Genomic DNA, 24,250 nt, shown 5'->3' with positions numbered 1-24,250 from the left:
TTAAAGGTGAATTATATGAAAGTTTTAATTATATCGCATATGTATCCTTCAACATTTAATAGTATGGCAGGAATATTTGTTCACCAACAAGTAAAAACTCTAAAAGAAAAGGGAATAGAGGTGAAGGTAATAAGTCCAGTACCTTTAGCGCCTTTTCCATTGAACCTAATTAGTAAAAAATGGGCAAGATATAGAGAAATACCTTACAAAACAAATATTGAAGGTATAGATGTATATTATCCAAGATATTTAGAGTTTCCTAAAGGCATAATGTTTCATAGATCAGGTTTTTTTATGGCTAAGGGAATTAAAAGAATAATAAACAAAGTTTATAAAGAATTTAAATTTGACTTAATTCATTCCCATGTTGCAGTTCCAGATGGATATGCAGGAATGATTTTAAATAAAGAATTTAAAGTTCCCCATGTAGTTACTATACATGGTCAAGATTTTCAAAATACAATAAGTAGAAATATTAATTGTAAAAAAGCTTTGTTTAATGTTTTAAACCATATAGATAAAATAATAACTGTAAGTAATAAACTTAAAAATGTAGTAAAAGATGAAAATTTCTACAATAAAATAGAGGTAGTCAACAATGGTATTGATAAAGACTATATAAGTGTGGATAAAATACAAGAGAATTATATTGAAAAAAATAGAATTAATAAAAATTTAATAAAGATTTTAAGTGTATCCAATTTAAAAGAAACTAAGGGAATACACATAAACTTAAAGGCTATAGCTAAATTAAAAGAAATATATTCTAACATTTCCTATGATATAATAGGGGATGGAGAATATAGAGGGAAACTTGAAGAATTAATAAAAGAACTAGGTTTAGAAGATAATGTGTCTTTTTTAGGAAAATTAGAGCATAAAGAAGTTATTGATATTATGAAACAGTATGATATATTTTCTCTTCCAAGCTATAAAGAAGGTTTTGGAATGGTTTATATAGAGGCTATGGCACAGGGAATACCTGTTATTGGGGTGAAAGGTGAAGGCATAGAAGATGCTATAGAAAATGGTGTTAATGGATTTTTAGTGGAAAGAAAGAATATAGAAGAATTAGTAAAAATAATGAAATTTTTAATAGAAAATCCCTATAAAAGAATAGATATAGGGAAATGTGCAATTGAAACTGTTTTAAATAAGTTTACTTGGAATGTAAATGCAGATAAAATGATTTCTATTTATAATGAAATGATTTTAAAATAACTAAAAACTATATAATATAAAAAGTTTGACCATAATATTAACAAAGTATATAATTTAGTTGTAAATCTTATGAAACCTGGGAGGGTAAAATGATGTCACAGATAAGAGATGAATTAATAAAAAAATTAGAAAACAAAACAGCAAAACTTGGAGTAGTAGGATTAGGATATGTAGGATTGCCATTAGCAGTTGAAAAGGCAAAGGCTGGTTACGAAGTAATAGGCTTTGATGTTCAAGAACAAAAAGTAGAAATGGTTAATAAAGGACATAATTACATAGGTGATGTAGTTAATTCAGATTTAGAAGACATAGTTAACAATGGTAAATTAAAAGCTACTACAGACTTTAGCTTTGTAGGTGAAGTAGATGTAGTTGCTATATGTGTACCAACACCACTTGATTTATATAAACAACCAGATTTATCTTATGTAGAAAACTCAACTAAAAGTGTTGCTAAGTATCTTAAAAAAGGTATGTTAGTAGTATTAGAAAGTACAACATATCCAGGAACTACAGAAGAAGTGTTAAAACCAATTTTAGAATCCACAGGACTAAAATGTGGAGAAGATTTCTTTTTAGCATTCTCACCAGAAAGAGTGGATCCAGGAAATAAACAGTTTAAAACTAAAAATACTCCAAAAGTAGTAGGAGGATGTACAGAAGAATGTACAGAAGTTGCTGCAACATTATATAAAAATGTACTTGAAGGTGAAGTATTTACAGTATCATCACCAGCAATTGCAGAAATGGAAAAAATATTTGAAAATACCTTTAGAAATATAAATATAGCACTAGCAAATGAAATTGCTATACTATGTAACAAAATGAATATAGATGTTTGGGAAGTAATAGATGCGGCTAAAACAAAACCATATGGTTTTATGGCTTTCTATCCTGGACCAGGATTAGGGGGACATTGTATACCATTAGATCCATTTTATTTGGAATGGAAAGCAAAAGAATATGATTTCCATACAAGTTTAATACAAACTTCTGGAAGAATAAATGATTATATGCCTGAATTTGTATTAGAAAATGTAATGAAACTTTTAAACGGAAAGAAAAAATCCTTAAATGGTTCAAAAGTACTTTTAATGGGTGTAGCTTATAAAAATGATATTGATGATATGAGAGAGTCTCCAGCATTAAAGGTAATAGAACAATTAGAATCCCATGGAGCAGAAATTGTTTATCATGATGCATATATACCAGAATTTCAACATAAAGGAAAAACTTATCATTCAGTAGATTGGAAAGAAGTAGTTTCAGATTCTGATATTGTTGTAATAACTACAGCTCACAGTGATGTAGACTATCAAGCTTTAGCAGATAAAGCAGATTTAATTTATGATACAAGAAATGCAACTAAAGATGTTAAGGGAAATACAGAAAAGATATATAAACTTTAAAATAAATAAGGATAAGTCTAAAGACTTATCCTTATAATAAAATTATGAGGTGATTTTATGGAAAAGTTAAAGGTAGCTATTATTGGTTGTGGTAGAATATCATACAAACATGTTGAAGCGTTAATAAATAATAAAGAAGAGATAAAATTAGTAGCACTTTGTGATATAGATATAAAAAAAGCAGAACTTGAAAAAGATAAGTACATAGAAGGAATGAAGGAATTAGTAGAGATTCATTTATATGAAGATTATAAAGAAATGTTAGAAAAAGAAGAAATAGATATAGTAGCTATTTCAACTGAAAGTGGATATCATCCAGAAATATCAATGTATTGTATGAATAAAGGAAAACATGTAATCGTAGAAAAACCTATGGCTCTTTCTATAAAAGATGCAGATGATATGATAGAATGTTCAAGAAAAAATAATGTTAAATTAGCAGTTTGCCATCAAAATAGATTTAATGAACCCATACAAAAATTGAGAAAAGCCATAGAACAAGATAGATTTGGAAAACTTGTAAATGGAACTGCAAGAATACTATGGAATAGAAATATGGGATACTATGAACAAGCACCTTGGAGAGGAACTTGGAAATTAGATGGTGGTACATTAATGAACCAATGTATACATAATATAGATTTGCTTCAATGGATGATGGGAGGAGAAATAGACACAGTTTATGCACAATGTGGAACATTTCTAAGAGACATAGAAGCAGAAGATTTTGGTGCAATAATAATAAGATTCAAAAATGGTGCTATAGGTATAATAGAAGGAACAGCTTGTGTATATCCTAAAAATTTAGAAGAAACTTTAAGTGTTTTTGGAGAAAAAGGAACAGCTGTAATAGGAGGACTTGCAGTAAACAAAATAGAAACTTGGAAATTTGCAGATGAACTAGATAGTGAAGAAGATATTTTAAAGAAACAAGAAGGAGATCCAGATACAGTTTATGGATTTGGTCATAGCACATTATATAAAGATGTAATAGATGCTATAAAGAATAATAAAGAACCATTAATAAATGGTGAAGAAGGTAAAAAAGGTATGGCTATAATTTTAGCAGCATATAAATCAAGACTTACAGGAGAAGCAGTTAAATTCCCATTAGAAAACTTCTCAACAATGGATATGGTAAAACTAAGTGGTAAAGAAAGATAAGATAATAAAAATACTACTGTTTAAATGTGTTTAAGCAGTAGTATTAAAAGTTTAAAATAGGGAGAGTTTATTATGAATTATATATCTGAAAAAGCTAGCATAGGAAAAAATGTTTCTTTTGGAAAGTTTACTGTAGTAGAAGATGATGTCGTTATAGGAGAAAATTGTATTATAGGTCATAATGTTATAATTCATAAAGGAAGTAAAATAGGAAATAATGTAAGAATAGATGATAATACAGTAATAGGAAAAGAACCTATGAGATCTGTAAATAGTATTTTTAAAGATGAAAAAAGCTATTTGCCTACTAAAATTGAAGATGAATGTTTAATAGGAGCTGGAGCTATTATATATGTAGGATGTAAAATAGGTAAGAAAACTCTTGTAGCAGATTTAGCAGTTATTAGAGAAGATGTATCTATTGGAGAAAAAACTATAATAGGTAAAGGTGCTACTATAGAGAATTTTTGTAAAGTAGGATCAAGTTGTAAAATACAAACTAATGTATATTTAACTGCTTACTCAGAGGTAGAAGATTCTGTATTTATAGGACCTTGTGCAGTAACCTCTAATGACAATTATGCAGCAAGATCTAAAGAAAGGTTTGGAAAGTTTAAAGGAGTAACTGTTAAAAAAGGTGGAAGAATAGGTGCAGGAGCTACAATATTACCAGGTAAAGTAATTAATGAAGATGGATTTGTAGCAGCAGGAAGTGTAGCTACAAAAGACGTATCAAAGGAGACTATAGTAGTTGGAAATCCAGCAAGGGAACTTAGAAAGGTTCCAGAAGATCAATTGTTAAAGAACCAATAATAATTAGCTAATTTCAGGAGGGAAATAAGTGAAAATATGTATGCTTACATCAGGACATGATGTATTTGATAATAGAATTTACTATAAAGAAATATTGTCTTTAAGAAAGAAATATAAAGAGATATATATGATAGCTCCAGGATATAAGGATTTTATTACAGATGATGGAATTGTTGTAAAATGTTTTCCTCCTAGAAAAAACTGGAGAGATAGAATAAGGCCTATGAAAGATATGTTTAATATAGCAAAAGAATTAGGAGCAGATATATACCATGCTCATGAACCAGATTCTTTTCAAGTGGCTACAAAGATTAAAAAGGCCTTAGGATGTAAAATAATATATGATTCTCATGAATATCATCCAGAAGCTTTTGCAGAACATTTTGGTGCTATAAAAGCGCCAATGGAAAAATTAATATATTTGTATGAGAAAAGTTTAGGTAAAAGAGCAGATTGTATTGTTACAGTCAATGAATTATTAGTAAATAAATTTAAAAAATACAATTCAAATGTAGAATTAATTCCTAATTATCCTGTTTTAAAAGATGAAGAATTTGTAAAAGAGCAAGTAGATAAGCCAACTTTTATATATGTAGGTGGATTAAGAGAAGATAGAGGTATATTTAAAATATTAGAAGCTATTAAATTAGTAAAAAAAGAAGATTGTAAATATATGTTTATAGGACCTTTTGAAACCAAAGACTTTGAATCAAAATGCTATGAATTTATAGAAAAAAATTTAAAGAATAAAGATATAGTTTTTACAGGGAAAATTCCACATGTAGAGGTTTTTGATTATTTGAAAAAATCTCATGCAGGTTTTGTTATATTGCAACCAGATAATTGGAGATATGTAAATGCAGAACCTATAAAATTATTTGAGTATATGAGCAGTAAAACAGCTATTATAGGTAGTGATTTTCCTATGGTAAGAAATATAGTGGAGGATGCAGAAAGTGGACTTTTAGTAGAAGCTACATCACCTGAGAGTATAGCTAAAGCCATTGAAGTATTGTCTAATGATTTGGAAAAGACAAAAATTATGGGACAAAAAGGTTATTTAAAGGTAAAAAAACTTTACAATTGGTCTGTATGTGAAAAAAGATTATTAGACGCATATGAAAAATTAAGTTAAGCGATTTTGGAGGAGTTATGTCTGAATTAAAAAAAGATGTTAAGAATGCAGCAAAATATAGCATGCTTATAACAATAATGCTTGTAATAAGCAAGTTTACAGGCTTTTTAAGAGAATTCATAGTTGGTATTCAATTAGGAGCTACTAGAGAATCTGACATATTTAAAACAGCCAGTGCAATGCCACAGGTGTTTTTTAGTGCTGTAGCAGCAGCATTAGTAACTACTTTTATACCTATATTTGCTAATATAAAAAATGATGAGGAAAAAGCCAATAGATTTTTCAATAATGTATTAAATATAATAACCATATTATGTATACTATTATCAATAATTGCGGTTATATTATCTCCACAATTAGTAAACTTATTTGCCAGTGGATTTGAAGGAGAAAGTTTTAATATTACTGTAGAGTTAACTAGAATTTTAATGCCATCTATAATATTTTTAGCTGTAAGTGGATTATACACAGGATATCTTCAATCCTATGGAAAGTTTGTGCAACCAGCTTTAACGGGAATTGCTGCAAATATTGTTATTATAATAGGTCTTATAATATTTTATAAGAGGTACGGATTAACAGCAGCAATAGTATCAGTTTTTTTAGGAGCAGTAGCTCAAGCACTTACTCAAAGGCCCTTCTTAAAAAATAATTATAAGTATAAATTTATTATAGATTTTAAAGATGAAAATGTGAAGAGAATGTTAATTTTAGCTATTCCAATACTTATAAGTAGTGCGGTATCTCAAATAAATCTTATGGTGGCAAGAGATTTTGCTTCAAATTTGGTAGAGGGAAGCATTTCTGTAATAGATTATGCTAGTAAATTTAGTACTATAATAAATCAAGTATTTATAGTGTCTATAACTACAGTATTTTATCCTAAATTAACAGAAAAATTTGCAGTGGATGATATGGAAGGGTTTAAACAGTTATTTATAAAGTCTGTAAATTTAGTTATGATAGTTGCTATTCCATTAATTTTTGGATTAGCTACATTAAGTGAACCTGTTATAAAATTGGTTTTAGAGCATGGTAAATTTGATAGCGAAGCCACAAGAGCTACCTCTATGTGTTTAAAATATTTGTCTTTTTCTGCTTTTGGATATTCTTTAATGGACATACTAGGGAAAGTTTTTTTTGCTATGAAAAATACAGTAACACCGATGATAAATGGATTTATATTGGTAGTGGTTAATGTAGGTTTAGTTCTATTATTAGGACCATTGCTAGGGGTAAATGGTATTGCATTGGCTACAACTTTATCAGTAACTATTTTATCTTTAATTTTATTTATTGAAATAAAGATCCGCTTAAAAGGAGTAAATTATAGAAAAATATTTATTGCATTTCTTAAAATGTCCTTATCAGGGGTTATAATGGCATTGGCAGTATCACTTTGTAATAAACAATTATATAATATTATGCCTAAGAATAATTTATATTTACTTATAAATATAATTATATCTACAGCAGTAGGTGCATTAGTATATGTAGGAATGTTAATAATATTAAAAACTGAAGAATTACAGGACTTAATCAAATTAAAGTTTAAAAAGTGATTAGGAGAGAGTTAAATGAATAATAGAAAAATTAGGACTATAATATATTGCACTTTAATAATACTTATATTATTTGCATCAGGGGTATATAAACTAAAATATTATAAAAGTTATGCAAATGAAAAAGAAAATTTACCTCCAGAATTAAAAGATAAAACTATAGTTAGGTTATGGATGAAAAAAAGTGTAATATCTCCTACTAGATCCTATCAAATTGAAAAGTTTAATAAAGAAAATAAAGATAATATACATATAATTTTTACCGAATATAAGGAAGATTATTATAATGCAATAAGAACTACATTAGCTTCAGGTCATGGACCAGATATATTTGAATATGGATTTTCTACCCTTATGAAAAATGAACAGGTAGCTAGCTTAGATAAAATAAATATAGATATGAAGAATATAGATAAATCAAATATAGTGAGATTTAAAGAGATGCCTTTAGGTATAAAATTAATGGAAACCAATGTAAAGTTTATATGGAATAAAGATTTATTTAAAAAAGTTGGATTAGATCCTAATAAACCTCCTAAAAACTGGGAAGAAGTTATAGCTTATAGTAAAATAATAAAAGATAAATTCCCAGAGGTTACCCCTTTTGCATTTCCATTAAAAGAGTATGAAGATGTAAAAGTATCCATAGGAGAGCCTAGTGTAAACTCAGGTAATATATATACTAGCTTTTGGGACTATAAAGAAGGAAAATACAATTTTAATTATGCTAAGGAAATTTTGAATATTTATAATAAAATGTATAAATTAAATTATATTGATGAAAATTTTGATAAAAAAAGTAGAAATCAGCTTAGATCAGAATTTTATCAAAATAATATAGCTATGATGATAAGTACCTTTGAAGATAAGGGCTATTTTTCCAATATACTTCCTCTAAATTTTGATATGGGAGTTGAGGATTTACTTCAAGTAAATAATAATAAAAATAATATTTATTATTATGTGCAAAATATGAATTTTTTAGTTGTTAATAATGAATCTGTTAAAGATGAAAATAAAAAATTTGCAATAAAAAAAGTATATGAATATCTTTTAAGTGAAGATGTAAATAGAGAGGTTTTAAGAACTCGAAGTGCTTTACCAGTAAATGTAAAAGATACAAAAGTTAATAAAGATATATATGATGAATATAACAAAATAGATAAATATAAAAATGAAGATTATGATCCAACTATATTTTTAAGTAGAAATTCTTCTTTAGAAATAAATTTAATATTAGATGCAATAAAAGGAGATAAGACTATAGATGAATCTATAAAAGGATTAAATGAACAGTATGATAATTATTTTAAATTTGCAGAGGAAAAAGAGAATTTTGACTTTAAATACTATAAGAAATAGACTTAGGATAATATATGAATGGAGAAGTGTCAATAATGTATAAAGATATACATAAATATTTAAAACAACATTATAAAGTGATAGGAATATCAGCTATAATATCACTAATATTTACTTTAATTTCCTTTAAAAGAATTGGAATTAAAAATGCAGCAATGCTTTTAGTGGCTTTGTTCTTTCTAATATTAGATATATATTTAATATGTGAAGATAAAAGAAAGTCTATTTTAATGTTTTTACTTTTGTTACCTATATTTACTACAGTAAGAAGGTTATTTTATTTTGATTTATTATTTATGAAAATTACATTTGAAACGGTATATATTACAATATTATTTTTATCAAGTATCAAGGATATATTAAATACTTTAAAAGAGTTATATAGATCAAAGAATATTTTATCATATAAATTTATATTTTTAATATTAGCATTTCTCTTATTTTGTATAAATAGTAGTTTTTATGCAGCTAATATATTTAGCAGTTTAAGAGAAGTTTATATAGGACTTGTTACTCCAATTATGTTAATGCTTTGTTTTATTACTTATTTTAATAAAGAAGATAAATACAAGGTATATTATTGTTTAATTGTAGCATTGAATTTTAGCTGTTTGTATGGATATTTTCAATTGTTAAGTAAGGGAGTAACTTTAAGTTCCATAAAGAAAAATAGGATTTTTTTAACTTTTGGATTCCACAATGTAAATATATTTGCAGGAATATTAATTTCCATAATTCCATTGCTTTTAGAAATGATACTTTATAAGAAAAATAACAAAAGAGAAAAATTATTTTTATATTTATCTTTTTTAAATTATTCTTTGGCTATACTTATATCTTTTAGTAGAGGCGCATGGTTATGTTACCTTATGGTTTTATTTATATCTTTAATAAGTAGCAAATATAAAAAAATTATATTTGCTATGTTAATACCAGCATTAATTTTAGCTAAACCAGCTTTTCACTATATAATAAATAGAGGAACTACAACATCCTTTTTAAATAACGAATCTGCAGTAGCTAGAATGCAGTCAATTTTCACAGATTTAATTATTATGAAAAATTATCCTTTTGGTATAGGAGGAGGCAATTTTTCACAGGTGTATAAAAAGTTTTCTTTTCAAGGATATTTGTTAATGCCAGAACATATTAGATTTAATTCAACAGCAGCGCACTATCCTTTAGAACATGCTCATAATTTATTGCTGCAAATAGGAGTGGAATTTGGTGTAATAGCAGCTATAGTGTTTGTTTTTATTATAATAAACAGATTAAAGTTTGCAAAAACTAATTTTAAATATAATAGAGGAGCATTAAATTCTGTTATAATATATAGTATATTTTCATTAATTACTGGAAATGAATTTAATCATAAAGGAGTAATAACAGGTACTTTAGTGATATTTATAATATTTGGAATTATAGAATTATCTCATAAAAAAGAACACACAAAGCTTAAGGAGAGTAAAATATGAATTCAAAAAAAGACTTAACAGTTTCTATAGTTATTCCCTGTAGGAATGAGAAAAATTATATTAGAAAATGTATAGATTCTTTTTTAAATCAAAGTTACCCTAAAGATTTATATGAAATTTTAATATGTGATGGTATGTCTAATGATGGGACTAGGGATATAATAAAGGAATATGAAAATAAATATGATAATGTTAAATTAATAGATAATAAAGGATTGTCAGCGCCTAAGGGTATGAATGAAGGAATAAGATATAGTAAAAAAGATGCTATAATTATTTTCGGAGCTCATGCTTATGCAGATAAAGATTTTGTTAGGGAGAATATAAAAGCTCTAACTTCTAATGAAGTTGGTTGTGTAGGGGGACCTATTGAAACTATAAACGAAAATGATAAAGGAGCTTCTATATCTATGGCTATGAGTTCTCCTTTTGGAGTTGGAAATGCTTTATTTAGATATGCACAAGAAGAAACCTTTGTAGATACTGTGGCCTTTGGATGCTATAGAAAAGAGGTTTTAAATAAAATAGGGTATTTTGATGAAGAGTTAGTTAGAAATCAAGATGATGAACTTAATTTTAGGGTTATTAAAAATGGATATAAAATATTATTATCACCTAAAATAAAATCCTATTATTATAGTAGATCCTCATTAAAAAAATTATGGAAACAATATTATCAATATGGATTTTGGAAAGTAAGGGTTATGCAGAAGCATGGTAAACCTGCATCTTTAAGGCATTTAGTGCCTGCAACTTTTGTAATTACAAATATATTAGGGGCAATATTAAGTTTATTTAATAAATACATATTTTATCTTTGGATGTTAGAAGTAGCACTTTATATATTTTGTGATTTAATTTTTTCATTTAAACTTATTAAAAAGAATAAAAATATAAAAAAATATATATTTTTTATATTTCCTATACTACATATAAGTTATGGAATTGGATTTATAAATGGATTATTTAATTTCTATATATTTAAATCTAAAAAGGCTATAGAAAAAAATACAAAAATGTCTAGATAAGCTATTTAAAACACACAATATTGAAATATCAATAGCTGTGTGTTAATTTTCTTTAGAATGTAAAAATCTAAAACTTAAATATTTAAATAGTAGAAAGGATTTAAAAATGAATAATAGTAGAAAAATACTAAGTGTGTTAATTTTACTTTATATTATGGTATTGCCCATATTTCCCGGAAAATATAACTTTAAAAATGTTCCATTTAATGGAGATGTAATACTGGCATTAATTATGTTGATTTATTTATTAAGCATAATAATCCATAAGGATTCTAGGGAAAGATTTATAAAAGGTTTTAAAGACTTTTTTACAAATCCTTTGAGTTTATTTATATTTGCAATAATATGTGTTATGAGTATATCTGTAATTTATGCAACAGATAAAAAGATAGCTATAAGTGAAACCATAAGATTTGCAACTTATGCAGTATTATTTTTTATCATAAAATATGAACTAAATGAGAAAAAAATAATAGATAATATTTTAAAAATCTATTTTTTAACCACAGGAATAATAGGAGTAATAGGTATAGCTGAATATTTTTTAGGTATAGGATTTATTCAAAAAAGTGAAAGTGGAGTTCGAAATAGAATTTTTTCTACGATGGAAAATTCAAATAACTTAGGAATGTTTATGATATTAATAATTTTTCCTTTGATTATGTTATTTTTAAATGAAAAGGAAAGAAAACACAAATACATATATGGAGCATTATCTCTTATTGCTTTTATAAATATAATATTAAGCTATTCAAGAAATGCATGGTTAGGTTTTGGAATAGGGCTTATAGTACTTACTTTAATATATAGTTGGAAAATTATATTAGGCATTTTAGGTATAGGGATAATATCTATATTCATACCTTCTATTTTTAATAGACTTAAAGAATTTACAGATATATCTCAAAATATGTCTAGAATAAAACTTTGGGATATAGCATTACTTATGATAAAAGATCATCCAGTAAAAGGTGTAGGAAATGGAAACTATAGAGTTTTATATGATACTTATAAGCTTAAATTAAATAAAAAAATAGAATATTATCCTTCAGAAAATTTTCATCCCCATAATATATTTTTAAAAATACAATCAGAAATAGGCGTTTTTGGATTAATATTTTTTCTAGGAATGATGATTTCTGTATTTAAAAATATAATTAATTTTATAAAAAAGTATAATGGATATTATGGTAATTTTTATAAAGGATTTTTAGCTTCTTTTGTAGCTTTTTTATCTATGAATTTTATTGATAACTTTTTCTCAGCACCTAAGGTTATAGCATTTTTTTGGATATTAATTGCTATTTTAGAAGGAATAAAATATAGAGAAAAAGTAGGTGGTCTATATTAATATATTGCAAGTTATATCGGGAAATGATAATGGCGGTGGTGGAAATCATGTTATAAATATATGCATCAATAATATAAAAGATATGAACTGTAAGCTAGCTTGCATAGGTAAAGGAGAACTTTATTATAAGAGTAAAACTTTGGGTATAAATACCATATCTTTTTCCTCAAAGGAAATAATAAATGGAAAACTTTCAGAGTATATAAAGAAAAATAATATAGATCTAGTAAATTTTCATGGAGCTAAGGGAAATTTTTTATATTGCATAATTAAAAAAACTATAAATGTACCAGCAGTAGTAACTATTCATAGCGATTATAGATATGATTTTTTAAATAATAAATTTAAAAAAATATTTTATACACCACTTTCAATAATGGGATTAAAAAGTTTTAATAATTATATATGTGTATCTAAGCATTTAAAAGATTTAACGGACAAAGATGGATTTAAAGGAAATAAGTTTGTAGTAAATAATGGAGTAGATTTTAATAGTTTTTGTAATAAAAATCAGAGTTTAATTGATAAACATAGTTTAAATATAGAAGAAGGAGATTTTATATTTACTATGGTAGCAAGAATGCACCCTATTAAAAATCATAGAAATACTATAAAAGCTTTTTATAAACTATCCCAAGAATTTAATAATATTAAATTAATACTACTAGGAGATGGAGAAGAAAGACAATATATTGAAAACAAAATAGAAGAATTAAATATAAAAGATAAAGTTAAAATATTGGGATTTAAAAGCAATGTTAAAGATTATATAAAAATAAGTGACATAACAATACTAACATCTTTTAGTGAAGGGGGAGCACCTCCCATTGCTATATTGGAAAGTGGAGCATTAAAAGTTCCTATAATAGCATCAAGGGTTTGTGATATACCAGATATTATAAATGATAATAATGGATATTTAGTAGATCCCAATTCTGTAGAAGATATTTATAATAAAATGAAAGAAAGTTATTTAAATAAAGACAATCTTAAAGACTTAGGTAGTAGACTTTATGAAGATATATTAAATAGCTACTCTATGGATAAATTTCATGAAAGCTATTATAAACATTATAAAAGTATATTAAAGAATAGCTAATGCGGAGTGGAGAATTTTATGGCCAATAAAAAAGTAATAAAAAGTTCTTTATTTGTGATGGTATTAATTATATTAGGAAAGGTATTTGCACTTTTTAGGGATTCTTTAATAGCTGCTAAATTTGGTGCTACCTATATAACTGATATTTATAATTTTGCACTAGGTGTAGTTTATTTATTAACAACTATAAGTTATGGGTTAACAACTACTTTTATACCATTACATACAGAAAATATAGAACAAAATAAACAAGATAGAGACAAATTTGTAAATAATGTTTTAAATGTTTCATCTATAGTAACTATAATATTAACTATAATTATGATTATTCTATCTAAAGACATAATACATATTTTTGCTCATGGATTCCAAAAGGATCTACAAGTATTTAATATGGCTGTTAAGGTTATGAGAATAATGTTATTATCTTTAGTATTTGTAAGTCTTCAAAGTGTTGTTACAGGAGTATTACAATCTCACAATGAATTTTTAGAACCTGCAGCTATGGCTATGGTATCTAATATAGTTTATATTATTTATTTGGTATTTTTAACAAATAAATATGGAATAACAGGATTTGCAGTTGCAACAGTGGTAGCTTTTTTTGCTCAGTTTATAATAAATGTACCTAAATATAAAAAACTTGGGTATAATTATAATGCTTATGTAGATTTTAAGGATAATAGACTTATAAATTTATTTAAGCTTATGATACCAGTTATAATAAGCACTTCAGTTATTCAGCTAAATGCTTTTGTAAATAGATCTTTTGCTACTAATATATATTTTGGGGCAGTTACAGTTTTAGATTGTGCAAATAAAATAAATACTTTAGCCTATGAAGTGTTCGCTATTGGAATTGCAATGATAGTATATCCTACCTTATCTAAGTTAGGAAATAAAGAAGATAAAAAAGAATATAAAAATGCTTTAAATAAAGCTATAAATATGATACTGTTAATTATGATTCCGGCAGCTTTTGGCATAGCTATTTTAAGGGAACCACTTATAAATATAATTTTTAAAAGGGGAGCTTTTACAGATGAGGCGGCCAAGCTAACTTCACAGGCATTGCTTTTATATACTCCAGCTATGATAGCTTACGGAGTAAGGGATATATTAAATAAAGCTTTTTATGCTATAAAGGATACAAAAACTCCTATGGTTAATAGCTTTATAGGAATTATAATTAATGTAGTTATAAATATATTTTTAATAAAGACTATGCAGGTAAGTGGATTAACTTTAGCTACAACTATTTCATCTGTTATAATAACTTTACTTATGTTATCAAATTTAAATAAAAAATTAAAAGGAATAAATTTAAAGAACACATTTGTATCCTTTTTAAAGATAAGTTTAGCCTCAATTATTATGGGACTAGTAGTTATACCTGTAAATAAAATATGTTTATATAAGTTTGGAAATTTTACTAAGGGAAGTTTAATATCATTATTAGTTTCAGCTATTTTAGGAGGAATAGTTTATTTAATTAGTGTATATTTATTAAAAATACCAGAGGTGGAGTATATAATTAATAGTATTTTACAAAAACTAAAAGTGAAAAGAAATTAATACAGGAGGATTTTATGGAAAATAATATGCCTATTATAGATATAGAAAAAGATATAAAGAAAAAGAAATTTCAATTTGCAATAAAAAGGCTTATGGATATAATACTTTCTTTTATAGGAATAGTAATATTATCACCTATATATTTAATTTTAATAATATCTATAAAAATAGATTCTAAAGGACCTGCTATATTCAAACAAGTTAGAGTTGGAAAAGATGAAAAAGAATTTGTTATATATAAATTTAGAACTATGGTTGTAAATGCTGAAAAGAAAAAAAGTTTAGATATAAATCCAGAGGATATAGGTAATTTTGTGTTTCAAAGTAAAGAAGATAATAGAATAACTAAAGTTGGAAAATTTTTAAGAAAAAGCAGTTTAGATGAAATCCCTCAGCTTTTCAATGTGTTTATAGGAAATATGAGTTTAGTAGGTCCAAGACCAGAAATACCAGATGTAACAAAGTATTATCCTAAAGAATATGCTCAAAGACTTTTGGTTACACCAGGAATAACAGGCTTAGCTCAAGTAAGCGGTAGGGGAGAGATTGAACTTAAAAAAACTATATATTATGATTTAACTTATATAAAGAATTTTTCATTGTGGTTAGATATAAAAATACTTTTTAAAACTGTATTTTCAGTATTTAAAAGTGAAGGAGCTTTTTAACATTGGAGGAAATTATGTTTAGTAAAATATTAAGCTATGATGTATTTAAAGGTAGTAAAGAAAGTCTCTTAAGATATATAGATAATTTTGATAAAGTTCATATTATATCTGGTAATCCTGAAGTTTTATATAATGGGTTAAATAATAATATTTTATATGAAAACTTTATAAAAGAAAATTCTATAATTATTCCTGATGGAGTAGGAACGGTAATAGCTTCTAAAATAGTAAAAAATCCTGTTAAAGAAAAAATAGCAGGGGTAGAGTTTGTAGAAAGTTTATTTCAAAAATTTCAAAAAGAAAATAAAAGTGTTTATTTATTAGGAGCTAAAAAGTCTACTTTAGAAAAGTGTATACAAATATTAAATAAAAAATATCCTAAATTGAATATAGTGGGAAAAAGAGATGGATATTTTAATATAGATAATTGTGAAGAATTAATAGATGAAATAAATGAATTAAACCCTCATGCATTATTTGTAGCTATGGGTTCTCCTAAACAAGAAACCTTTATAATTAAATATATGGATAGATTAAATGTGAAGGTATTTATGGGAGTAGGGGGAAGCTTTGATGTTATTTCAGGAGAAGTAAATAGGGCACCTAAATGGATGATTAATTTAGGATTAGAATGGCTTTACAGAGTAGCAAAAGAGCCATTTAGAATAAAAAGATTATCTTCCATACCCAAATTTTTATTTAAAGTAATAAAAGAAAAGTAGAGAATAATAAATGGGACTTCTCTACTTTTCTTTTATTTTTAATAATATTATTATTTTAACTCTTCTAATGAAGCAAATCTAAAGCCTTTTGCTTTTAGCTCTTTTATAACAGAATCCAATATTTCTGTATTAGTTTTAGATACAGCATGTAGTAAATAAATTGCACCATTATGAGCTTTATCTACTATACGCTTTTTTGCGCTTTCAGGATCTGGTTGTTTATCAACGTTCCAATCATTATAAGCAAAACTCCAAAATATAGTCTTGTATCCTAATTCCTTGGTATAAGCTAGGGAAAGTTCACTATACTTACCCATAGGAGGTCTGAAGAATTTAGGCATTTCTTTGCCAGTTACCTCTTTAAAAATTTCTTCAACTCCTGTGAATTCTTCTTTGAATTTTTCTTTACCTTTTAAGGCAACCTGTGCCATTGAAGGATGATGAACGGAGTGATTACAAACTAAATGACCTTCATCCACCATACGTTTAATTAAATCTTTATTAGTTTTTATATAGGGTGTAACTACAAAGAAGGCAGCTTTTACATTGTTTGCTTTAAGTACATCTAAAATTTTACCTGTGTACCCATTTTCGTATCCCTCATCAAAGGTTAAGTAAATTACTTTTTCACTGGTATCTCCTAAAAAGTAAGTAGAATGATTTTTAATTACATTTTCTACATCACTAGGTACTGTAGAAGGAGAACCATCTTTTTTAGGTTCAAAAAACCAATCTCTTTCCTTAGTTTCTAAAGATGATTTACTAGAAGTATTTTTACTGCTATCTATGTTGTCTTTTTCAGTATTTTTTTTATCTTCATCAGAAATTTTATTATTATCTATTTCTTTTTCTATGTTCTGTTCTTTATTTTCATCATCTTTTATATCTTGTTTTTTATCTTCATTATCCATAGCAGTTTCCACTTTGGTTTTATTTTCTTCATCATTATATGAATGATCAGCGGAACAAGAGGTTGTAGTTAAAGATATAAAAGAAAATATAATTAAAATACTTATAACTTTTTTCACTTAAATCACCTACCATAATTATGTTATACTTTATTTTGTGCTATACTAAAAATAATATACTTAAAGAGAGGTATATACGATTATGATAAATATTTTAAAAGATATAGAAAATTTATATAATGTAATTGTACAACCAATAGATAATGTTTACAAGAATATAGCTATAGAAAATTATAGAAAAAAGTACAATTTAAAAGAAAATGAACTAATGAGAGATTTGTACATATCTAATGTGGAGAAAAAGAGCGGCGTTGTATATACGACAGAAAAAATATCTAATTATTTGGTAAGAAATACAATAAAAGAACAGGATATAATAAATAATCCTTATATAAAAATAGTAGATCCTTCCTGCGGATGTGGAAATATTATATTTTCTATATTTGATTACTTGAATAATATCTATATAAATAATATAGAAGAAATAAACAAAAAAAATAATTTAAGATTATCTTTAAAAGGAGTAAAAAGACATATAGTTAACAATAATCTATATGCTATAGATATTGATAATTTAGCACTAAAAATACTAGTTATAGATTTTTTTTATAAAAATTATGTAATATTTCCTAATATACAAAATAAAGATTTTTTAACAGATAATATAGAAGAAAAATTTAATGTTTTTATTGGAAATCCACCTTATATAGGACATAAGGACGTAGGAAAAGAATACTTTAAAAATATAAAAGAAAATTATGGAGAAATATATATAAATAAAAGTGATTTATCTTATTGCTTTTTTAAAGGAAGTTTTAATAAGGGAGAAAATGATTGTAAGATAACTTTTATTACTTCTAGATATTTTTTAGAATCAGAAAGTGGAAAAAATTTAAGAAGATACATTGCAAATAATTTTTATATAAATAAAATTGTAGATTTTTATGGCATCAGACCTTTTAAAAATATAGGAATTGACCCCTGTATTATTTTTCTTACTAAAATAGATGAGAATAATATATATAATAATAGAAAAACTGAAATCATAAAACCTAGTAGGGGAGATAGTAAAAAAAATGAATTTATTGAAAATATAATTAATAACAAAGAAATTAAATATAGGGGATTTTTAAAGGAAGTAAAAGAATTTAAAAAAGATAGATGGCTATTAATTAATGAACAAGAATTAAATATATTAAAAAAAATAGAGAGTAAATGTAAAATTTCATTAAAAGAAATATGCAATAGTTATCAGGGAATAATTTCTGGATGTGATAAAGCATTTATAGTAAATAGAAAAATTATAGAAACTAAAAGACTAGAAAAAACTATAATTAAACCTTGGATAAAAAGTAGCCACATAAAAAAAACGGAAGTAGAAAATAAAGATATGTTTTTAATATACTCTAATGAAATAAAAGATGAAAACAAATATCCTAATATAATAAATCATTTATATGAATATGTAGATAAATTAAAAAATAGAAGAGAATGTAGAAATGGAATAAGAAAATGGTATGAACTTCAATGGGGGAGAAAAAAAGAAATTTTTGAAGGGGAGAAAATAATATTTCCCTATAAAAGTAAAAATAATATATTTGTTTTAGATAAGGGAAATTATTTTAGTGCAGATGTATATTGTATGTTTATAAAAGAAGATATGAAATATGACTATGAATTTTTAACATCAATATTAAATAGTAAAATATATGAATTTTACTTTCAATGTTTTGGTAAGAAGTTAGGAGAAAATTTATATGAATACTATCCTAACACTGTTATGGAAATGAAAATACCTGATTATTTTAAAAAAGGATTTATAAAAGAACAAGAATTATATGATTATTTTAATTTAACGGAAGAAGAAAAAGAAATAGTTGTTAATGAATAATGAATAATTATGGATATTTTTTCTCCATTATCATTGAGAAAAAATTTTAACTAGCTTCATATAATACAATTATACTTAATAAACCAAATAAAATTAAAGCTCTTCTGACGTAAGGAAGAAGAGCTTCATTAATTGTTCATTATTAATTGTTACTTATTCATTATTCTCTAATATCAGCGAATAAAAGGTTTTCCACAAATTTAGGCAAAACAAAAGATGCGGAATGTAACCTTGGAGTGTAATATTTAGTTTCAAAAGGTAAATTTTCAGGAACTACTGCTTTTTCAGGATCATACTTTTTTGAACCAATAGTAAAACTCCAATAGCCTGATGGATAGGTAGGAATAGCAGCCATGAACAATTTTGTAATTGGGAATACTGCTTTAGAATCATCATAAACTTTTTTTACTATTTCAGGTAAATAGAAAGGAGTTTCTGTTTGAGCTACAAATATACCATCCTCTGTTAGACATTCTGATATTTTACCATAAAAACTTCCACCAAAAAGCCCTTCAGCTGCTCCAAAAGGATCAGTAGAATCTATTATTATTACATCGAATTCATTTTTATGTTCGTTTACATATTTTATGCCATCACCTATGAAAACTTCACAACGGCTATTTTCTAAAGCATTATTGCTTATTTCAGGTAGGTGTTTTTTACATTCTTTAATTACTTCTTCATCTATTTCACAAAGCACAGCTTTTTCTACAGAAGGGTGCTTTAGTATTTCTCTTATGGTACCGCCATCTCCACCACCAACTACTAAAACCTTTTTAGGGTTTGGATGAGTGTAAAGAGGGATATGGGTTATCATTTCATGGTATACATATTCATCTTTAATAGAAGTTTGAACTATGCCATCTAAAACAAGCATTCTTCCAAGAGCATAAGTATCCACTATAGCTAGGTCTTGGTATTTAGTTTTTTTACTAACAAGGGTTTCCTTTACTTTATAGGTCATAACAGCATCTGAAACTTGACCTTCTCTTAGCCATAAATCCAATAAAATCAGCCTCCTAACAAGTTAATATATTTTTAATACGATTATTATAACAGGCTTTACTATGGTATGCAATATTGAAAAAACCACAAAACAATTTTTTAGTTAATAGTGTATAAAAGTAGATATATATGGTAATAATAAAAAATAGGACAAAATAAAAGAAGGAAAAAATTGTAATATATAGAATAATAATAAAGAGAAGAATGTAGTGAAAATATAATGCAAAATGGGGGGATTAATTTTGAATATAAACTTTAATAAAATTGATGACAAGCTAATAGCTGAAATAAATGGTGAATTAGATCATCATAGTGCGGAAGAAGTAAGAAGCAAAATCGATGATAGACTCTCTAGAGACAATATAAATAAATTAATAATGGATTTTTCAGGAGTGACTTTTATGGACAGCTCAGGTATAGGAGTTGTAATTGGAAGATTTAAGAAATTATCCTATGAAGATGGAGTAGTATGCCTTATCAATGTTAGAGAAAATATTAAAAGGGTGTTTGAGTTGTCTGGTATGTTTAAAATAATAAATATATTTAATACCTTAGAAGAAGCTTTGGAGAATATTTAATGGGGGGAAATAAATATGTTTGATAATATGATGAAATTAGAGATTTTAAGTAAATCAGAAAATGAAAGCTTTGCTAGGGCCACAGTAGCAGCCTTTGCATCTCAACTAGACCCTACTTTAGATGAATTAACAGACATAAAAACAGCTGTTTCAGAAGCAGTTACTAATTCTATCATTCATGGATACGAAAATAAAGGAGATAAAACTATAAAAATTGAAGCTTACATAAAGGGAAAGGAATTGACAGTCATAATATGGGACGAGGGTATAGGAATAGAAAATGTAAATTTAGCAATGCAGCCACTATATACCTCAAGACCAGATTTGGAGAGATCAGGTATGGGCTTTACTGTTATGCAATCATTTATGGATGAATTAGAAGTTAAATCAGAAAAAAATAAGGGTACGAAAATTATTATGAAAAAAATTTTTAATAATTAAGTTAGGTGAAATTTATGAGTGAGGGAGTAGTAAAAAAGGATAGTTATGACTATGATGATAATATTTTATTACTAGAAAAAATTAAAAATGGGGATAATAAAGCTATAGATAAATTAGTGGAACTAAATTTACCATTGGTAGCCACTATAAGTAAAAAGTTTTTAAATAGAGGATATGACTATGAAGATATATATCAGGTAGGTTGTGTTGGACTGGTAAAAGCTATTAATAATTTCGATTCAAGCTATAATGTTAAGTTTTCTACTTATGCTGTACCTATGATAATGGGAGAGATTAAAAGATTTATAAGAGATGATGGCATAATAAAAGTAAGTAGAAGTTTGAAGATAATGTCTAGAAAACTGTATTACCATAGAGAAACTCTATGTAAAAAATTAGGTAGAGAACCAACTATAGAAGAATTATCTGAATACACAGGGGTAGAAGTAGAAGAAATTGTTTATGCAATGGAATCTTCTAGTAATATGCAATATTTACATGATGTAATTCACCAAGATGATGGAGCACCTATAACTCTTATGGATAAAATAAGTGATAATTATTCAGAAGATACCGATTTAATAAATAAATTAGCTTTAAAAGAGGCAATAGGTAAATTAGATGCTAAGTCAAGGCAAATTATAATGCTTAGGTACTTTAAAGATAAAACTCAAGTAGATGTAGCAAAAATGTTAGGTATAAGCCAGGTACAAGTATCTAGGATAGAAAAAAGAGTATTAAAGGCTATGAGAGAAAAATTGGATAACTGGTAAAAAGTAGGGTAACAAATTATCCTACTTTTTTTGATTAAAAAAAAGATTTATACATAAAATAAACATAATATCTATAAAGTTAAAAATATTTTATTGGGTTAGAGGTGAGAAAATGAGTGTAAAAGAAAATAATATGAAACAAAAATTTGATACCTTAGTAAAACAAGTGCAACCTAAAAAAAGTTTATTAAAGGATTGTATAAATGCGTTTATAGTAGGTGGATTAATATGTGTTATAGGACAATTTTTTAATAATTATTTTTTAAGTAAAGGAATTTCAACAGATGATGTAGGAACATATGTATCTATAGTTATGATTTTTATAGGAGCATTGCTTACAGGCATTGGAGTTTATGATAAAATAGCAAATTTCGCTGGAGCTGGAACTGTTGTACCAATAACAGGTTTTTCTAATTCTATAGTATCACCAGCCATGGAATTTAAAAAAGAAGGATATGTATTTGGAGTAGCAGCAAAAATGTTTACTATAGCAGGACCCGTTTTAGTATATGGAATAGGTTCTTCGTGGATAGTCGGATTAATTTATTATTTTATTAAGTTATTATCGTAAAAATAGTGTTTTAGTAAGGAGGATATAATAATTGAGCAAAAAAATAGGAAAACAAACATTAAAATTAGATACAAAGCCTAGATTAATATCTACGTATAGTATAGTGGGACCTAAAGAAGGAGAAGGACCATTAAACATGTATTTTGATAAAATAATCCAAGATGATTTAGCTGGCAAAGATAGTTTTGAAAAGGCAGAAAGTAATTTATTATATACTGCAGTAATAGAAAGCATAAAAAGTGCAAATTTAAAGGAAGATGATATAGATATTTTGTTTGCAGGAGATTTACTTAACCAATTGTCCTCTTCTAGTTTTGCAGCAAGAGATATGAATATACCATTTATAGGACTTTATGGGGCGTGTTCAACTATGTCAGAATCTTTAGCTATGGCTGCTATGACTATAGATGGAAATTTTGCCAATAATGTTGTAGCGGCAACATCGTCCCACTTCTCATCAGCGGAAAGACAATTTAGATATCCTCTAGAATTTGGAGCACAAAGACATCCATCGGCTCAATGGACAGTAACGGGCTCTGGAGCAACAGTGTTGAGTAGAGAAGGAAATTTTCCTTATATAACATATGTTACTATAGGAAAAGTAAAAGACTATGGAATAACAGATGTAAATAATATGGGAGCAGCTATGGCACCAGCAGCTGTTTCTACTATATGCAATCATTTTAAAGATACAGGTAGAACACCAAAAGATTATGATGTAATAGCTACAGGAGATTTAGGTAAAGTAGGTAAAAAAATAACTTTAGAGTTACTAAAAGATAATGGTTATGACATAACATCAAATTATATAGATTGTGGTGAAGAAATTTTTAATAATGAAGAACAAGGAACTTCATCTGGAGGAAGTGGTTGTGGATGTTCAGCAGTAGTATTTTGTGGATATCTTTATAAAAAGCTTATGGAAGGAAAATTTAAAAGAATACTACTTGTATCTACAGGAGCGCTTTTGAGTACAACTTCTTCTTTACAGGGAGAGAGTATTCCAGGAATAGCTCATGCCATTTCCATAGAATATGGTACTGGAGGTAAATGATACATGATTAACGATTATATTATGGCGTTCTTAGTAGGTGGAGCAATATGTGTAATAGCTCAAATTCTTATAAATAAAACTAATTTTACTCCAGCTAGAATACTAGTTACATTTGTAACTATAGGAGTAATTTTAGGAGCTCTTAATATATATGATGTAGTTGTGGACATTGGTAAAGCAGGTGCAACAGTTCCACTACCTGGATTTGGTTTTAATTTAGCAAAGTCAACCATAAAAGAGGTAAATGAAAAAGGTTTTATAGGAATTTTTACAGGAGGAATGAAGGGATCTGCTGGAGGTATAACAGCTGCAATAGTTTTTGGGTACTTAATGGCTGTAATATTTAATCCGAAAACAAAAGAGTAAATTCCATTAGGAATTTACT

Annotated in this window: 23 protein-coding genes; 21 read left to right on the top strand and 2 right to left on the bottom strand. The window is 26.4% G+C overall.

The annotated features are described in order from the left end of the window. Positions 1 to 15: 15 nt before the first annotated feature. The 14 genes from CKV72_RS09355 (at position 16) to CKV72_RS09290 (ending at position 16,584) form a co-directional block, all read left to right on the top strand. Complete coding sequence (locus tag CKV72_RS09355; RefSeq protein WP_095178125.1) at positions 16 to 1,221, top strand: glycosyltransferase; 1,206 nt, start codon at positions 16 to 18, stop codon at positions 1,219 to 1,221. Between the two features lie 92 nt (positions 1,222 to 1,313). Further along, positions 1,314 to 2,630, top strand: a complete 1,317-nt coding sequence (locus CKV72_RS09350) for a nucleotide sugar dehydrogenase (protein ID WP_095178124.1) — start codon at positions 1,314 to 1,316, stop codon at positions 2,628 to 2,630. A 57-nt stretch (positions 2,631 to 2,687) separates the two neighbouring features. Next, positions 2,688 to 3,794, top strand: a complete 1,107-nt coding sequence (locus CKV72_RS09345) for a Gfo/Idh/MocA family protein (protein WP_095178123.1) — start codon at positions 2,688 to 2,690, stop codon at positions 3,792 to 3,794. A gap of 72 nt (positions 3,795 to 3,866) precedes the next feature. Then, a complete protein-coding gene (locus CKV72_RS09340; RefSeq protein WP_095178122.1) occupies positions 3,867 to 4,607 on the top strand; it encodes an acyltransferase in 741 nt (246 codons plus the stop codon). A gap of 28 nt (positions 4,608 to 4,635) precedes the next feature. Continuing rightward, entirely contained in the window at positions 4,636 to 5,742 is a 1,107-nt protein-coding gene (locus CKV72_RS09335; RefSeq protein WP_095178121.1) for a glycosyltransferase family 4 protein, read from the top strand. A gap of 17 nt (positions 5,743 to 5,759) precedes the next feature. Then, a complete protein-coding gene (gene murJ / locus CKV72_RS09330; protein ID WP_095178120.1) occupies positions 5,760 to 7,304 on the top strand; it encodes a murein biosynthesis integral membrane protein MurJ in 1,545 nt (514 codons plus the stop codon). 15 nt (positions 7,305 to 7,319) lie between these two features. Beyond that, positions 7,320 to 8,666, top strand: a complete 1,347-nt coding sequence (locus tag CKV72_RS09325) for an ABC transporter substrate-binding protein (protein ID WP_095178119.1) — start codon at positions 7,320 to 7,322, stop codon at positions 8,664 to 8,666. A gap of 35 nt (positions 8,667 to 8,701) precedes the next feature. Next, positions 8,702 to 10,141, top strand: a complete 1,440-nt coding sequence (locus CKV72_RS09320) for an O-antigen ligase family protein (protein ID WP_238056590.1) — start codon at positions 8,702 to 8,704, stop codon at positions 10,139 to 10,141. Further along, positions 10,138 to 11,169 carry a glycosyltransferase family 2 protein gene (locus CKV72_RS09315; protein WP_089865524.1) on the top strand — a complete coding sequence of 344 codons (1,032 nt, stop codon included), beginning with the start codon at positions 10,138 to 10,140 and terminating at the stop codon, positions 11,167 to 11,169. Before CKV72_RS09320 ends, CKV72_RS09315 begins: the two co-directional genes overlap by 4 nt. A gap of 106 nt (positions 11,170 to 11,275) precedes the next feature. Beyond that, on the top strand, positions 11,276 to 12,520 hold the full coding sequence (locus tag CKV72_RS09310) for an O-antigen ligase family protein (RefSeq protein WP_095178118.1): 1,245 nt from the start codon (positions 11,276 to 11,278) through the stop codon (positions 12,518 to 12,520). Further along, on the top strand, positions 12,507 to 13,619 hold the full coding sequence (locus CKV72_RS09305; protein ID WP_089865519.1) for a glycosyltransferase: 1,113 nt from the start codon (positions 12,507 to 12,509) through the stop codon (positions 13,617 to 13,619). The genes CKV72_RS09310 and CKV72_RS09305 overlap by 14 nt, the downstream gene beginning before the upstream one ends. Positions 13,620 to 13,637: 18 nt before the next feature. Next, positions 13,638 to 15,194: a murein biosynthesis integral membrane protein MurJ gene (murJ, locus tag CKV72_RS09300; RefSeq protein ID WP_095178117.1), complete on the top strand. Its 1,557-nt coding sequence runs from the start codon at positions 13,638 to 13,640 to the stop codon at positions 15,192 to 15,194. A 14-nt stretch (positions 15,195 to 15,208) separates the two neighbouring features. Beyond that, positions 15,209 to 15,862 carry a sugar transferase gene (locus CKV72_RS09295; protein WP_095178116.1) on the top strand — a complete coding sequence of 218 codons (654 nt, stop codon included), beginning with the start codon at positions 15,209 to 15,211 and terminating at the stop codon, positions 15,860 to 15,862. Positions 15,863 to 15,876: 14 nt separating this feature from the next. Further along, positions 15,877 to 16,584, top strand: a complete 708-nt coding sequence (locus CKV72_RS09290; RefSeq protein WP_089865510.1) for a WecB/TagA/CpsF family glycosyltransferase — start codon at positions 15,877 to 15,879, stop codon at positions 16,582 to 16,584. 50 nt (positions 16,585 to 16,634) lie between these two features. Here CKV72_RS09290 and pdaA read toward each other — a convergent pair whose 3' ends face one another. After that, positions 16,635 to 17,612 carry a delta-lactam-biosynthetic de-N-acetylase gene (gene pdaA / locus CKV72_RS09285; protein WP_095178115.1) on the bottom strand — a complete coding sequence of 326 codons (978 nt, stop codon included), beginning with the start codon at positions 17,610 to 17,612 and terminating at the stop codon, positions 16,635 to 16,637. A gap of 85 nt (positions 17,613 to 17,697) precedes the next feature. On the opposite strand from pdaA, the gene CKV72_RS09280 reads away from it, so the two are divergent. After that, positions 17,698 to 19,443: an Eco57I restriction-modification methylase domain-containing protein gene (locus CKV72_RS09280; protein ID WP_095178392.1), complete on the top strand. Its 1,746-nt coding sequence runs from the start codon at positions 17,698 to 17,700 to the stop codon at positions 19,441 to 19,443. Between the two features lie 160 nt (positions 19,444 to 19,603). On the opposite strand, the gene speE is transcribed toward CKV72_RS09280, so the two are convergent. Continuing rightward, complete coding sequence (gene speE / locus CKV72_RS09275) at positions 19,604 to 20,449, bottom strand: polyamine aminopropyltransferase (RefSeq protein WP_089865504.1); 846 nt, start codon at positions 20,447 to 20,449, stop codon at positions 19,604 to 19,606. Positions 20,450 to 20,690: 241 nt separating this feature from the next. Here speE and spoIIAA point away from each other — a divergent pair, with 241 nt between their 5' ends. From spoIIAA to spoVAE, 6 genes are all read left to right on the top strand, one after another. Beyond that, complete coding sequence (gene spoIIAA / locus CKV72_RS09270) at positions 20,691 to 21,026, top strand: anti-sigma F factor antagonist (RefSeq protein WP_168943404.1); 336 nt, start codon at positions 20,691 to 20,693, stop codon at positions 21,024 to 21,026. A gap of 15 nt (positions 21,027 to 21,041) precedes the next feature. Beyond that, positions 21,042 to 21,467 carry an anti-sigma F factor gene (gene spoIIAB, locus CKV72_RS09265; protein ID WP_089865498.1) on the top strand — a complete coding sequence of 142 codons (426 nt, stop codon included), beginning with the start codon at positions 21,042 to 21,044 and terminating at the stop codon, positions 21,465 to 21,467. A gap of 14 nt (positions 21,468 to 21,481) precedes the next feature. Continuing rightward, positions 21,482 to 22,240: an RNA polymerase sporulation sigma factor SigF gene (gene sigF / locus CKV72_RS09260; RefSeq protein ID WP_095178114.1), complete on the top strand. Its 759-nt coding sequence runs from the start codon at positions 21,482 to 21,484 to the stop codon at positions 22,238 to 22,240. 112 nt (positions 22,241 to 22,352) lie between these two features. Beyond that, on the top strand, positions 22,353 to 22,811 hold the full coding sequence (gene spoVAC, locus CKV72_RS09255) for a stage V sporulation protein AC (protein WP_095178113.1): 459 nt from the start codon (positions 22,353 to 22,355) through the stop codon (positions 22,809 to 22,811). Between the two features lie 31 nt (positions 22,812 to 22,842). Continuing rightward, entirely contained in the window at positions 22,843 to 23,865 is a 1,023-nt protein-coding gene (spoVAD, locus tag CKV72_RS09250) for a stage V sporulation protein AD (RefSeq protein ID WP_095178112.1), read from the top strand. Positions 23,866 to 23,868: 3 nt separating this feature from the next. After that, a complete protein-coding gene (spoVAE, locus tag CKV72_RS09245; protein WP_089865487.1) occupies positions 23,869 to 24,231 on the top strand; it encodes a stage V sporulation protein AE in 363 nt (120 codons plus the stop codon). The last annotated feature ends 19 nt before the right edge of the window (positions 24,232 to 24,250 follow it).

The sequence above is a fragment of the Clostridium cochlearium genome, assembly GCF_900187165.1.
In the GTDB taxonomy this organism is placed as follows: domain Bacteria; phylum Bacillota; class Clostridia; order Clostridiales; family Clostridiaceae; genus Clostridium_G; species Clostridium_G cochlearium.
This window is presented reverse-complemented; position numbering and strand designations above follow the sequence as displayed.

Coding starts and splice junctions, on each gene's coding strand:
- CKV72_RS09310 (WP_095178118.1), top strand. CDS start 11,276: ATGAATAATAGTAGAAAAATACTAAGTGTGTTAATTTTACTTTATATT.
- CKV72_RS09325 (WP_095178119.1), top strand. CDS start 7,320: ATGAATAATAGAAAAATTAGGACTATAATATATTGCACTTTAATAATA.
- CKV72_RS09350 (WP_095178124.1), top strand. CDS start 1,314: ATGTCACAGATAAGAGATGAATTAATAAAAAAATTAGAAAACAAAACA.
- sigF (WP_095178114.1), top strand. CDS start 21,482: ATGAGTGAGGGAGTAGTAAAAAAGGATAGTTATGACTATGATGATAAT.
- murJ (WP_095178120.1), top strand. CDS start 5,760: ATGTCTGAATTAAAAAAAGATGTTAAGAATGCAGCAAAATATAGCATG.
- CKV72_RS09290 (WP_089865510.1), top strand. CDS start 15,877: ATGTTTAGTAAAATATTAAGCTATGATGTATTTAAAGGTAGTAAAGAA.
- CKV72_RS09345 (WP_095178123.1), top strand. CDS start 2,688: ATGGAAAAGTTAAAGGTAGCTATTATTGGTTGTGGTAGAATATCATAC.
- spoVAC (WP_095178113.1), top strand. CDS start 22,353: ATGAGTGTAAAAGAAAATAATATGAAACAAAAATTTGATACCTTAGTA.
- spoVAE (WP_089865487.1), top strand. CDS start 23,869: ATGATTAACGATTATATTATGGCGTTCTTAGTAGGTGGAGCAATATGT.
- CKV72_RS09320 (WP_238056590.1), top strand. CDS start 8,702: ATGTATAAAGATATACATAAATATTTAAAACAACATTATAAAGTGATA.
- CKV72_RS09340 (WP_095178122.1), top strand. CDS start 3,867: ATGAATTATATATCTGAAAAAGCTAGCATAGGAAAAAATGTTTCTTTT.
- CKV72_RS09315 (WP_089865524.1), top strand. CDS start 10,138: ATGAATTCAAAAAAAGACTTAACAGTTTCTATAGTTATTCCCTGTAGG.
- spoIIAB (WP_089865498.1), top strand. CDS start 21,042: ATGTTTGATAATATGATGAAATTAGAGATTTTAAGTAAATCAGAAAAT.
- CKV72_RS09295 (WP_095178116.1), top strand. CDS start 15,209: ATGGAAAATAATATGCCTATTATAGATATAGAAAAAGATATAAAGAAA.
- murJ (WP_095178117.1), top strand. CDS start 13,638: ATGGCCAATAAAAAAGTAATAAAAAGTTCTTTATTTGTGATGGTATTA.
- CKV72_RS09355 (WP_095178125.1), top strand. CDS start 16: ATGAAAGTTTTAATTATATCGCATATGTATCCTTCAACATTTAATAGT.